Origin of the sequence: Pseudarthrobacter sp. S6 (assembly GCF_050156575.1) — a bacterium.
Classification (GTDB): domain Bacteria; phylum Actinomycetota; class Actinomycetes; order Actinomycetales; family Micrococcaceae; genus Arthrobacter.
In genome coordinates, this window is record NZ_CP189581.1 from 1368761 (window position 1) to 1381576 (window position 12816).

Below are 12816 nucleotides of genomic sequence, written 5' to 3' on the forward strand. Positions count from 1 at the left end.
GGGTACTCCAGCGTCTGCGGGCAGCCAACAGCAGCTGGCTGCTATTGGCTGCCTCGCGGCCGGAACAAGCGGTCGCGCGCCCTCGACCAGGAGCGTGCGGCGGCTTTTGCCATCACGCGTGCCAGACGGTTGAACCCCCTAAACGGGGCGACCAGGAGCCAGGCCAACCGTCCCAGAACCGACGGCGGGAGCCAGTCGGCACGGAGACGCCGGGGGAGTGAGGCGTTGGCACGCAAGGACTGCTGTACCGCCGCGATGCGCGGGGCAATCGCCCCAGTCCTGCCGCGGCCTGCTGGGTCCTGGACAGGCGGCCCGTAGTGCCGGCGTTCGAAGTCGGAGGTGAGGCTGCGGATGGCCTGATGCGCGGCGTCGTCCATTCCACCGCTCTCGCCGAGCAGCGATGACTGGCGGAGCCGTGCGGAATAAGTTCGGGCTGTTTCGCTGGATTCCGGTGGCAGGCCGTAGTCAGTTCCCAGGTCGCGGATTTCAGCCCACGCCAGCGGAACCGCGTCCTCCCGGGCCCGGTCCTCGGTGCGGAGCCGCCGTGCACGCCGCCCCATCCTCACCAGCCGTGGCGAGGCCGCCAAAAGGACAAGGCCAAGCGCGGCCGCCGTCCCGAGCAGCCACGGCAGGAGCACCAGCCCCACGTCCCCATTGCCGCCACCTGCACCGGGGAGGGGCGCCGCCGACGCACCTGGCGTGGAGGCCGGGGCTGTTGTGCCCGGAAGGAGGTCGGCGTTGTTTTCCAGCGACCCGGGGCTACCCGGGTTGCTGGTTTCCGTGGCGTACGCGGGTATGACACCACGCGACGGGGTGGGTTCAAACGGCACCCACCCAAGTCCCTGGAAGTAGAGTTCGGGCCAGGCATGGGCATCCCGGGCGTCCACCTCATACTCGGGCAGTGCACCTTGCCCGGCTACGGACACCGTGGAACCGGTGGTACGGCCCGGCGCGTAGCCCACGGCGATGCGGCTGGGGATACCCTCCAAGCGGGCCATCACAGCCATCGCGGACGAGAAGTGGATGCAGTAACCGCTCTTCTGGGTCAGGAAATCGGCCAGCACCGAAAGCCCATTCCCGTCATAGCCGCCCTGGACAGGTGACTGGAGTGAATAGGTGAACTCACCCGACCGCAGGTATTTCTGGATGGCCATGGCCTTGGCGAAGGGCGTGTCGCTGGACGCCGTCACCGTGGCAGCGGTGCTCCGGACTATGTCCGGGACGTTGCCGGGAACCCTGGTGAAATCATCCCGGATTCCCCGCACGGCCTGCGATGACTGTTGCAGCAGGGAGGCCGTGAGCTTAGGCGTCGAGGACACCACAATGTATTGCTGTGCCCGCGAGTTGGTGTTGGATCCCTTGACGGCCAGCGTGGCCGGGTCCCACGTCCAGGAGCCGTTGAGCCCGCGGATTGACTCAGGCGCATACGGCAACGGCAGATACGGGCTGGTGAACGTGCCCGTATCCACGGCAGTCACCTGGCGGAGTTGCTCCTCGGCGACGATCTCGTAGCCCGTCTCAAGCTGTCCGGCCACGGGGCGGCGCTCGGCGTCCCGGTCATCAGGTCCCCAGGATTCGCCGTCGAAATTGTCAACAGTGACGGACCGCAGATAGAGCGACCCGGCCGCATTGGTGGCATAAGTGATCCGCCCGCTGCCTGCTGGTGCCCGCAGGCTGTTTCCCAAGGTAATCATGGGATTCAGGCCGGTGCCGGCGCCCCAAGGGTTCAGCCGGGCGCCCTGCGGAAACGTGCCGTGCTCGAAACCGGGAATTGCCGCCGGCACCGCCAGGGTTGCCACCAGCGCTACGGTTCCGGTCAGCACGGCCCGACGCAGCTGGCCGGGATTCCGGCCGCTGTCGGCTGATGTGCGGGAATCCGGCGCAAACCACTGGCTGCACGCGAGGATCATCAGGTATCCGGCCACCGTGGCAATGAAGCCCCAAACCCCCACGCTCTGGGGCTTCACCGTGGCGGGGACCACCAGAATGGCCAGAAGCCCCAGTCCGGTTGTTGCCGGCATGCCAAGCGGCACGGCCAGCGCATCGATGAGGATGACGGTCAGGCCCAGGGCCGCGCAGCACACCATCACGATCCCTGCATTCGGAGCCACCGGGGCACTTTCCGCAAGGACCGTCTCGCTCGCCCGGCTGATGAACCTGTCCACTTCGGCCAGGGTTGCCCCGGACGGGATGAAACCGGCAATGCCCGTGCTCCGGAAGAACGTCAGTGTTAGAACCGCGATCAGCGACGCAAAGCCGCCGGCTGCCACCACCAGGGGCTGGGCCCGCAGTGCGCGGAGCGTGGCGATGGACAGGCAGACCACCACTACCGTGGTCAGGATGGGTAAGTACCAGGCCCAGCCGCGCAGGACGCCGTTGAGGGAAATTGCGGCGCCCGCAACAGAGAGGGCCACAGCCCCGGCCATGGCCCAGGGGTACGCCCCAACCCGCGTCCGTGCCGGGACTTGTCCAGGGGCACCCGTTGCTGCCTTGTCGCGGGAAACGTTGCGTTCCGGTGCCAGCGTCACCGCCCCACCCCCGCTCCGCGGCGCACGTCTGCAGCCGCCGTGGCAGGCGCAGCACCGGCGTGGTCGAAATGGGTCCAGGCATCCGGGACTGAAATCGAGGTTGTCACGGCCACTGCCCTCCAGCCGCCCCGGCGGAGTGCCTCCAAAGAGTCCTCGGAATCCGCCGGCCTGTCGGAAACGATGATGGCGAAGGCGTTCGCGCCGTAACCCGCCGCCGGAGCGAGGGCTCTGGCCTCGCTCGGCGAGATCCTGCCGAGCACGGCAATCAGGGGACCCCGCATCCGGTGGGCCGAGAGTTTATCCATGAGTTGATCGTCGAAATCAGCCGGTCCGGCATCCTGGCCACCGTGGTCCCGGGCAGCATGGTGCGGACCGGAGAGCTGGATGGCAGCGAGGCTTTCGGCGATCGACTGGAGTCCGGACACTCCGCTGAAGTCTTCCGCCTCCGGTTCCGGCGCGGACGGGGAACGTAGGAACGCGGGTTCGCCGCGGGGGTCCAGGAGGCGGAGGGCGTAGCTGCGCTCCGACAGGTGCGTGCAGATAGAGATCGCGGCCACCACGGCCCACTCGAATGTGCCGCTGGTGATCATCTCGTGGCCGTCCGCGGAAGCACTGCCCCCGAGACCAGAACCGTGGCCAGCGGAAAACGCAGCGAACCGTTGGTCCAGGATGACGGTGGCCTCCGGTGTCGTGACGGATTCCTCCTGACGTACCATCAGGGCGCCGTGGTGGGCGGTCGCGGCCCAATGCACCCTGCGCATCGGATCGCCCGGGCGGTATTCACGGGTCATGACGTCATCGTCGCTGGGGTTGGCACGGGTACGCGTGGCTGTGATGCCGTCGTTCCCGCGGGCTCCCGCGAGGCCCGTCGCGGGAAGCTCGACGGCGGCGGGCGTCACGGTGAGCGTGTCGCCGTCGTCAATTGACCGCCGGTGCAGGGACAACCCGAACGGATCCGTGAACTCGGCTGTTACCGGGCCGATCAGGTATTGTCCGCGTTTGGTGGATCGCAGATGATATTCGTACCTGCTGGTCCCGCCCTTGGCGGAGCGGGACGGAAAATGGAAGGCCGGGGATTCCCCGAACCGTGGCGGCAGCCGTTCCTCCATGATGGCCCGGCCGCCACCGGAACCGGTCCGTGCCACCGCGAGCCTAACCGTGGTGGCAGCGGAGGTTTCCACCGGGGAGGGGTTGAACTCGCGGTAGACCTGGAACCGCGGCTTGAGGAGCCTGATTCCGGTGAGCGAAACCAGGGGAAGGACTATGAGCAGAACACTCAAACTCAGCAGATCCCGCCGTCCCATGATTTGGGCAGACAACAGGCAGACGGCGCCGGCGGCCAGGAGCCCCCAGCCACGCTGGCTGAAGAGGTGCCGGGGGAGTCGGTCACGCAGCGCCATGTGACAGCCCAGCCTAGTGGTTCCGGCGCAATCCGGCGGGCGGGGCCGATGACCGGGCCGGGTTGTTCACCGGCTCCTGGTTCACCGGGAGCCGGGAGAGGATGCCCCGGATGACGGTGTGCGGCGTCTCGCCGGCGCCGGCTGCCTTGCGGTCCAGGATGATCCGGTGGGCCAGCACGGATTCCGCCACGCCGACGACGTCGTCGGGCAGCACAAAATCACGGCCGTCCAGGGCCGCTGTGGCCTTCGCAGCCCGGAGCAGCTGGAGCATGGAGCGTGGGCTGGCGCCCAGCCGCAGCAGCGGGCTTCCGCGCGTTGCGCGGCCTACCGAGACGGTGTATTCCTTGACCGCCTGAGATACGTAAACCTGCTGGACGGTTGCGATCATCGCTGCGACGTCGGCCGCGGTGATCACGGGCGAGACCTTGGCCAACGGGGAGGTCGCCTGATGAGTCTCCAGCATCTCGATCTCGGAGTCCTTGTCCGGATAGCCCATGGAAATCCGTGCCATAAAACGGTCGCGCTGGGCTTCTGGGAGTGGGTAGGTGCCTTCCATCTCGATCGGGTTCTGGGTGGCCACCACCATGAACGGTTCGTCGAGTCTGTAAGAGTCGCCGTCCACCGTGACCTGGTGTTCCTCCATGCACTCCAGGAGGGCTGATTGCGTCTTGGCGGACGCGCGGTTGATTTCATCGCCAATGACGATGTTGGCGAACACAGCACCCGGGCGGAACTCGAAAAGCCGCGACGCCTGGTTGTAGATGGACACGCCCGTTACGTCCGAAGGCAGCAGGTCCGGGGTGAACTGGATGCGGCTGACCGTGCAGTCGATGCTCCGGGCCAGGGTTTTGGCCAGAAGGGTCTTGCCCACGCCCGGCACGTCCTCCAGGAGCAGATGGCCCTGGGCCAGCAATACTGTCAGGGCGAGCCTGGCCGCATCCGACTTTCCGTCGATGACGGTGTTAATCGATGCCAGGATCCGCCGGCTGGCCGCGTGGAATGCTTCCCTGTCCATGGCTGCTGACTTGTGGCCGTTGAGCTGGCCCACTTGCTCCGTCACGGCGGAAAAGTTCCGGCTGGCAGTGGTCACCTCGTTGACAGCGGTGCGGCGGTGGGAATTCATCTGCAACCTTTCAGCCCGGGGATCGCCCGGAACGGGACAGCAGGCCTGCCTTCGCCCGGCGGTGGGCGTTCGCGTCTGTTCGTACCAGCCTACTAACACAACTGCCCTCGCTGACAGAGAGTTCCGGGAATTCTGCGGGGATCGGCCGCCGCTAGGCTTGAGGGATGTGCAATTCGCTGATTCCCGCCGCCTACCGCGCAGTCGGGACGGACCCTGAAGATGCAGCCCACGCTGCCGCTGAGGCCGCAGCCGGTGCTGCGGCCGGCACCCCAGCCGGCGCCGGGCGGCAGGCGCGGCCGGACTATCCGCCCGCGCCGGAGCCGTTGCCCGTCCCAGTGATGGACAACCATACGCACCTGGACTTCCCCGACGGTGAGAGCCCCGTGGGGATCGCCGCGGCGATGGATGCGGCCCAGGCCGTCGGAGTGCAGGGGGCTGTCCAGGTGGGCTGCGACCTGGAGTCCTCTCGGTTCACGGTCCGCGCCGTTGACCTGGACAGCAGGTTGCTGGGCGCCGTGGCGCTGCACCCCAACGACGCCCCGGACTATGCCAGGCGTGGCGAGCTGGAGGATGCGCTGACGGAGATTGAGCGATTGGCCGCCCATCCCCGGATCAGGGCCATCGGCGAGACAGGCCTCGATTTCTTCCGCACAGAAGGGGACGGCCTGGCCCACCAGCGCTATTCGTTCCGGCGGCATATCGATATCGCCAAGCGACTGAACCTGACGCTGCAGATCCACGACCGCGACGCTCACGACGACGTGGTGCAGGTCCTGCGCGAGGAGGGGGCTCCGGAACGGGTGGTGTTTCATTGCTTCTCGGGTGATGAGGCGCTCGCCACGATCTGCAACGCTGCGGGCTGGAACATGTCCTTCGCCGGCACGCTGACGTTTAAGAATGCCGCCAACCTCCGCGCCGCACTGGCGGTGGCAGACCCGGACCTCATGCTGGTGGAAACGGATGCGCCGTTCCTGACTCCGCATCCGCACCGCGGCCGTCCCAACGCCAGCTACATGGTGCCGTACACCGTCCGCGCCATGGCCGAATTGACAGGAACTGACCTCGCTGAGCTCTGCACCCGGATCAGCGAGAATACCGCGCGGGCGTACGGATCGTGGGACTGATCCCGGCCTCGACAGATGGCTTGATAAACATACTTCGTATGTAAAATTCTTGGCCGCTTTATAACGCTACGGTTACAGTAGAGAACTATTAGCCGGGGTCGGGGAAGGCCTTCGGATAATTTCACTTCATTCGCAGCAGGACCAGGCAGGGCTTGATGCCCACTGCCTGCCGCGTGGGGTGTGGCGGCGCAACGGTGCCCGGAGCTTGTCCCCAGGGTCACGCGCCGGCTATTTCACTGCGTTTTTCCCCGTGCCCGGATGGATCTAAAGTTACGGGCAATCGTGGTCAAGCTCTTCACAACGGACGGCAAGTTCAGTTTTATCAAGGTGGGCACCCAACTCGTGGTGCTGTGTGCTCTGGTGTTGGGCCTCGTGGCCTTCGTCGGAAATAACAAAACCGTTACCCTCAACGTCGATGGAAAAGTGACTTCGGTCCAGTCCTTCGGCGGCACCGTGGGCCAGGTAGTAAAAAGCGCCAATGTAGAACTGCAGTCGGCTGACCGCGTCTCGCCCTCGGCGGACGCCAAAGTGGAGAACGGCACCGTGATCAACGTCAACATGGCCAAGGCAGTCAAGGTCAGCCTGGACGGTTCCGAAAAGACCATCAACACCACGGCGCCGGATGTTGCGGGCCTCGTGACCGAACTCGGGGTGGCCAGTTCCTCCTCCGTCTCCGTCCCCAAGGACGCCCAGCTCGCTGTGGCCGGATCCTTTGTGTCGATCTCCACGCCCAAGTCCGTCAGTATTGTTGCCGACGGCAAGGCCGCCACGGCCACCACCACCGCGGGGACCGTCGCCCAGGTGCTGACGGACGCCGGCATCACCCTCGGCGTCGACGACCGCACCTCCCAGCCGGGCAACGCGCACGTGGTCAACAACATGGTGGTCAAGGTCTCCCGGGTGGATACCAGCCAGACCGCAGCCACCACTGAAGATGTTGCTTTCGACAGCATGACCACCGAAAGCGCCGAGCTCTTCAAAGGCGAGAAAGAGGTCACCCAGGCCGGCGTGGCCGGCAAGGTGGACAAGAGCTTCAAACTGGTGATGGTTGACGGCCGTGAAGCCTCGCGGACCCTGGTTTCCGAAACGGTTTCCGTGCCTGCCGTGACTGAAAAGGTCACGGTCGGCACCAAGGCAAAGCCAGCGGCCGTGGCCGTGACCGCGGCCGGAACGAGCACCGGTGCCGCAGCACCGGCCATGATGAACGAGGCCATGTGGGACAAAATCGCCCAGTGTGAGTCCACCGGAAACTGGTCCATCAACTCGGGCAACGGCTACTACGGCGGCCTCCAGTTCGACATCCGGACCTGGATCGGTTCCGGCGGCGGCGCCTACGCCCCCAACGCCAGCCTCGCCACCAAGGCGCAGCAGATCGACATTGCCAACCGCATCTACGCACAGCGAGGCCTCCAGCCGTGGGGCTGTGGCTGGGCAGCTACAAGCTAGGTGCCAGTAAGCCCCTGCGCTGTCGGCAGCTGATCACAACCGCCAGGCAAGCAGAAGGCAGCGGCCGGTCCCGGATTGCCCTGGGGCCGGCCGCTGCCGTTAGGCGGAAACACGCGCCGCGTAACACGCATGATCCGCGCGGAAAGCGGATGGCCCGTCACAGCAGCCGGGATAGGATACCTAGGTGACTGAACCGACTGCCGCCGCGCCCGCGCCCCTCTTCGGTGCCTCCGACATACGCCGGCTGGCGGAAGAAATCGGTATCCGGCCCACCAAGACCCTGGGCCAGAACTTCGTCATCGATGGCAATACCATCCGCCGGATCGTCTCGGTTGCCAACATCGGGCCAACCGAGACCGTGCTGGAAGTCGGGCCCGGGCTTGGCTCGCTCACCCTGGGCCTTCTGGACGCCGCCCAGACGGTCGTCGCCGTTGAAATCGACCCTGTCTTGGCAGCGAAGCTGCCCGAGACCGTCAAGGCCTGGCGCCCTGAAGCGGCGGACTCTTTCCATCTTGTCCAGGCCGACGCCATGAAGGTGACGTCCCTCCCGGTTGAGCCCACGGCCATTGTGGCAAACCTGCCCTACAACGTTGCCGTGCCGGTGGTCCTGCACCTGCTCCAGCATTTCCCCAGCCTGCAGCACGGTCTGGTCATGGTCCAGGACGAGGTTGCCGACCGCCTGGCTGCGGGGCCCGGATCAAAGACCTACGGGGTGCCCTCGGTCAAGGCAGCCTGGTACAGCAGCATGCGCAAAGCCGGCGTGATCGGCATGAACGTCTTCTGGCCGGCGCCGAAGATCCAGTCCGGACTCGTGGCCTTCACCCGGCGCGAACCACCTGAAACAACCGCCACCCGTGAGCAGGTGTTCGCGGTGATCGACGCCGCCTTCGCCCAGCGCCGGAAAACGCTGCGCGCCGCCCTGGCCGGCTGGGCCGGCGGTGCACCCGAGGCCGAACGTTGCCTCGTCGCTGCCGGGGTGGCTCCTTCTTCCCGGGGCGAAGTCCTGGACATCCACGCCTTCGCCCGGATTGCCGAAGCCCGCGAGGCCGGGTCGTGAACGCACTCGCGGGGAAGTTTCCCACACGGACTGTCCGGGTGAAGGCGCCCGGCAAGGTCAACGTTTCCCTGGACGTAGGGCCGTTGCGCGCGGACGGTTACCACTCCGTTGCCAGCGTCTACCTGGCCGTTTCCCTCTATGAGGAAGTGGCAGCCACCAACACGGAGACGCCGGGGATCACCGTCAGCATCAGTCCTGACAGCACCCTGGACCTGGACGGCGTGGATATTCCGCTGGATGAGAAAAACCTGGCTTATAAGGCCGCAGCGATCATGGCCGATGTCTCCGAGCATTCCACCGGGGTGCACCTCGAAATCACTAAGCGGGTCCCCGTGGCCGGGGGCATGGGTGGCGGCTCGGCCGATGCCGCGGCCACCCTGCTGGCCTGCGATGCGCTGTGGAACAGCGGGCTGTCGCGGGACGAGTTGGCACACCTGGCCGCTGAACTGGGTGCCGACGTCCCGTTCTCCCTCCTCGGCGGAACCGCCGTCGGGCTCGGCGTTGGCGACGACCTTTCGCCGGCCCTGGCCAAAGCCCAGACCGACTGGGTCCTCGTGGCGGCGGACTATGGACTGCCCACTCCCGAAGTCTTCCGCACCCTGGACCGGCTCCGCGAGGCCGAAGGGCTGGACATTGCCGAGCCCACGGCCGTGGATCCCAAGATCCTGCAGGCGCTGCGGAGCGGGGACGCCGACGCCCTGAGCCGGGTCCTGGTGAACGATCTCCAGCGGGCCTCCATTGAACTTGCCCCCGCGCTCCGCGATACGCTGGGAATGGGCGAGTCCCATGGCGCCATCGCGGGGATTGTCTCCGGTTCGGGACCCACAGTGGCACTGTTGACGCACAATCCAACGGCTGCCGAAAGCCTGGCCGAGGATCTGCGGCACTACGGTCTGACAGCACTTGCTGTCCACGGGCCAGTGCCCGGCGCCCGCATCATCTCCGATACCCTCCTTTAAGAGCCCCTTCCTTACTGAGCAGCAGAAAGCAGTCCTCTTGGCACACCTTCTTGGCGGCGAAAACCTTTCGGTTTCGTACGCAACGCGCACCGTCCTGGACGGCATCACCCTCGGACTCGAGGAAGGTGACAGGATCGGCATGGTGGGCCGGAACGGCGACGGCAAGTCCACGCTGATGCGCCTGCTGGCGATGCGTTCAACCCCGGATTCCGGCCGGGTGACCAAGCGCAGCGAAGTCAACATCGGTTATCTGGACCAAAGCGACGTGCTCGACGGCGACCTCACGGTCGGCGCGGCGATCGTCGGCGACCAGGCCGACTATGAATGGGCCCGTAATCCCCAGATCCGCGAAGTCATGGGCGGGCTTGTGTCCGACGTCGACTGGCATGCCAACGTCCACGCCCTCTCCGGCGGGCAGAAGCGGCGGGTGGCGCTGGCCAAGCTGCTGATCGAGGACCACGACGTCATCATGCTCGACGAACCGACCAACCACCTCGACGTGGAAGGTGTCGCGTGGCTGTCCAGGCACCTGAAGACCCGCTGGCGGGCGAACCAGGGCGCCTTCCTGGTGGTCACGCACGACCGCTGGTTCCTGGACGAAGTCTGCACCAAGACCTGGGAAATCCACGATGGCATCATGGACCCGTTCGACGGCGGCTACGCGGCCTACGTCCTGGCCCGCGCGGAGCGTGACCGCGCGGCGAATGTTATGGAAGGCAAGCGCCAGATGCTCGTGAAGAAGGAGCTCGCCTGGCTGCGCCGCGGCGCTCCGGCCCGCACGGCCAAGCCGAAATTCCGCATCGAGGCCGCCAACGCCCTCATCGCCGATGTCCCCGAGCCACGCGACTCCACAGCCCTGAGCAAGATGGCCACCGCCCGGCTCGGCAAGGACGTCCTGGACCTCGAGAACGTCTCACTGGACTTCCTCGGCGGCGACCCCGGACAGAAGCTTTTCGACAACATCACCCTGCGGCTTGCACCCGGTGAGCGGCTGGGACTCGTGGGCGTCAACGGCGCCGGCAAGACCACGCTGCTGAAACTCCTCAACGGCGAGATTGAGCCGTCATCCGGCAAGGTCAAGCGCGGCAAGACCGTGGTCACCGCCGTGCTGACCCAGGAGGTCAAAGAGCTCGACGACGTCTCGGACCTGCGCGTGATCGAAGTCATCGAGCGCGAAAAGCGGTCCTTCAACGTGGGCGGCAAGGAATTCACGGCGGGCCAGCTCGTAGAGCAGCTGGGCTTCACTAACGAAAAGCAGTGGACCCCGGTCCGGGACCTCTCCGGCGGTGAGCGCCGACGCCTCCAGCTGCTGCGTCTGCTGGTGGGGGAGCCGAACGTGCTGATGCTCGATGAGCCCACCAACGACCTCGACACCGACACCCTCGCCGCCGTCGAAGACGTCCTTGACGGTTGGCCGGGCACGCTCGTTGTGGTCAGCCACGACCGTTACCTGCTGGAGCGCGTGACGGACCACCAGATGGCGCTGCTGGGCGACGGCAAGATCCGCGCCCTGCCGCGCGGCGTGGACCAGTACCTCGAACTCCGCGAAGGGGCTCTTGCCGGCTCCACGATCACCGGCGGCGGCAACCCTGTCACCGGCCCGAGCGGCAGCACCGCCCCTGCCGCGTCCGGCTCCTCCGAAGCCGAAAAGCGCGACGCCCGGAAGGCCAAAAACCGGATCGAGCGCCAGCTGGGCAAACTGGAGCAGCAGGAAAAGAAGATTCACGACCAAATGGTCAGGAGCACCGCAGAATCTGACTTTGACGCCCTCGCCGACCAGAACAAAAAACTCAAGGACCTCGCCACAGACCGCGAAGCCCTGGAACTCGAATGGATGGAAGCCCTGGAAGTCCTCGGCGAGTAACCCTGTTTGCGGCGTGAGTGGCGGCTTAGGTGCCGGAGCCGCCTCTTCCGCGTCGCCGTGGGTGCCGCAGCCGGCCCTTCCGCGTCGCTTAGACACGACGCAAAGGGGCCACTCGCTCGCTGAGCGAGCTCCCGTCCCGATGCGCCGCGATGCGCTCCTTTCGGAAGGACCGCCTCCGGCGAGCTGAGCTCGCCTCCCAGAGTGGAACCGAAGGCACGCGACCGTAACCGTCGGCAGGGGGTAGTCGTGGGGGCGCCTGAACGGAACTCTTGGCACTAGTGGTGCGGGGGACCTTCGCGCTAAGCGACGGCGAAGGTCCACTGCGCCGCGAAGGCGACCACGGACTGCGCCTTGGGGGCTTAAGTGTCCGTTCGCGCGGGATCTTCGATGCGGAGCTCGGGGTCTTTTTGGAGGCCGGTGAGGCCGTTCCAGGCGAGGTTAACCAGGTGCGCGGCCACGGTGTGTTTGTCGGGCTGGCGGCTGTCCTGCCACCATTGGCCGGTCATGGCCACCATGCCCACGAGCATCTGGGCATACATGGCGCCGTCCTGGGCGCTGAAGCCGCGGCGGTGGAATTCGTCGGACAGGATGTGTTCCACGCGTGCGGTGACCTGGGACAGCAGGGTGGAGAAGGCGCCTTCGGGCTGCGACGGCGGTGCGTCGCGCATCAGGATCCGGAAACCCTCCGCCCGGTCCTCGATGTAGGTGAGGAGGGCCAGGGCGGCGCGTTCCACCAGGACCCGTGGTTTTCCTTCTTCGGTCAGGGCAGCGGTGATCGAGTCCAGCAGGATGTGGAACTCGAAGTCCAGCACCTGCGTGTAGAGGCCCTCTTTGGAGCCGAAATGTTCGTAGATCACGGGCTTGGAAACACCGGCGCAGGCCGCAATTTCCTCAATGGTGGTCCCGTCGAGCCCGCGCGCGGCAAAAAGGCCACGGCCGACGTCGACCAGCTGGCTGCGCCGCTGCACGCCTGTCATCCGGGTCCGGGGTGGGTTATTGCTCACATTTTCCATCATGCCCTAGCGCCGCTGAAACGGTTGGAACCGGTGGCGGGACAGGGGCCCGGCTGCCGAGTTTCCTGCCAATGTCGCGGGGGGCCCTGAAGCCATGGCAAAATAAATACTTGTGCCTTGGCCTTTGCGCCTGTGGCATGGTCCGCCCTGGTGTAATGGCAGCACCCCGGCCTTTGGAGCCGTGGAGTATAGGTTCGAATCCTATGGGCGGAACTGCTGTGCGATGACCGTCCAGTAGGATGAACTCGGTGCCCCCCGGCGATCTGGCAGGGCAGGCACCCCGCCCAGCGCAACGCGCAACC

General features: G+C 66.2%; 9 protein-coding genes and 1 tRNA gene. 6 read left to right on the plus strand and 4 right to left on the minus strand.

Annotated elements, in window-relative coordinates; all coding sequences use genetic code 11:
• Positions 1 to 41 precede the first annotated feature (41 nt).
• The 3 genes from ACQCS0_RS06680 to ACQCS0_RS06690 are packed head-to-tail and all read right to left on the minus strand — an operon-like array spanning position 42 to position 5051.
• Positions 42 to 2528 carry a transglutaminaseTgpA domain-containing protein gene (locus tag ACQCS0_RS06680; RefSeq protein ID WP_426940114.1) on the minus strand — a complete coding sequence of 829 codons (2487 nt, stop codon included), beginning with the start codon at positions 2526 to 2528 and terminating at the stop codon, positions 42 to 44.
• Positions 2525 to 3928 (minus strand): DUF58 domain-containing protein, encoded by a 1404-nt coding sequence (locus ACQCS0_RS06685; RefSeq protein ID WP_354153902.1) that lies wholly within the window; start codon positions 3926 to 3928, stop codon positions 2525 to 2527. Before ACQCS0_RS06685 ends, ACQCS0_RS06680 begins: the two co-directional genes overlap by 4 nt.
• Before the next feature lie 13 nt (positions 3929 to 3941).
• Positions 3942 to 5051 (minus strand): MoxR family ATPase, encoded by a 1110-nt coding sequence (locus tag ACQCS0_RS06690; protein WP_354153901.1) that lies wholly within the window; start codon positions 5049 to 5051, stop codon positions 3942 to 3944.
• A 164-nt stretch (positions 5052 to 5215) separates the two neighbouring features.
• Between ACQCS0_RS06690 and ACQCS0_RS06695 the strand changes: the two genes are divergently transcribed.
• The 5 genes from ACQCS0_RS06695 to ACQCS0_RS06715 all read left to right on the plus strand — a co-directional run bounded on the left by ACQCS0_RS06695 (position 5216) and on the right by ACQCS0_RS06715 (position 11501).
• Positions 5216 to 6175: a TatD family hydrolase gene (locus tag ACQCS0_RS06695; protein ID WP_354153900.1), complete on the plus strand. Its 960-nt coding sequence runs from the start codon at positions 5216 to 5218 to the stop codon at positions 6173 to 6175.
• Between the two features lie 258 nt (positions 6176 to 6433).
• Positions 6434 to 7621 (plus strand): transglycosylase family protein, encoded by a 1188-nt coding sequence (locus ACQCS0_RS06700; protein ID WP_426940115.1) that lies wholly within the window; start codon positions 6434 to 6436, stop codon positions 7619 to 7621.
• A 184-nt stretch (positions 7622 to 7805) separates the two neighbouring features.
• Entirely contained in the window at positions 7806 to 8678 is an 873-nt protein-coding gene (gene rsmA, locus ACQCS0_RS06705) for a 16S rRNA (adenine(1518)-N(6)/adenine(1519)-N(6))-dimethyltransferase RsmA (protein ID WP_354153898.1), read from the plus strand.
• Positions 8675 to 9637, plus strand: a complete 963-nt coding sequence (locus ACQCS0_RS06710; RefSeq protein ID WP_354153897.1) for a 4-(cytidine 5'-diphospho)-2-C-methyl-D-erythritol kinase — start codon at positions 8675 to 8677, stop codon at positions 9635 to 9637. Before rsmA ends, ACQCS0_RS06710 begins: the two co-directional genes overlap by 4 nt.
• Positions 9638 to 9674: 37 nt before the next feature.
• Positions 9675 to 11501 (plus strand): ABC-F family ATP-binding cassette domain-containing protein, encoded by a 1827-nt coding sequence (locus ACQCS0_RS06715; protein WP_354153896.1) that lies wholly within the window; start codon positions 9675 to 9677, stop codon positions 11499 to 11501.
• A gap of 359 nt (positions 11502 to 11860) precedes the next feature.
• On the opposite strand, the gene ACQCS0_RS06720 is transcribed toward ACQCS0_RS06715, so the two are convergent.
• Positions 11861 to 12505, minus strand: coding sequence for a TetR/AcrR family transcriptional regulator (locus tag ACQCS0_RS06720; RefSeq protein WP_354222312.1), 645 nt, complete (start codon positions 12503 to 12505; stop codon positions 11861 to 11863).
• A gap of 150 nt (positions 12506 to 12655) precedes the next feature.
• Between ACQCS0_RS06720 and ACQCS0_RS06725 the strand changes: the two genes are divergently transcribed.
• Positions 12656 to 12727: transfer RNA gene (locus tag ACQCS0_RS06725), tRNA-Gln, on the plus strand.
• Positions 12728 to 12816: the final 89 nt, after the last annotated feature.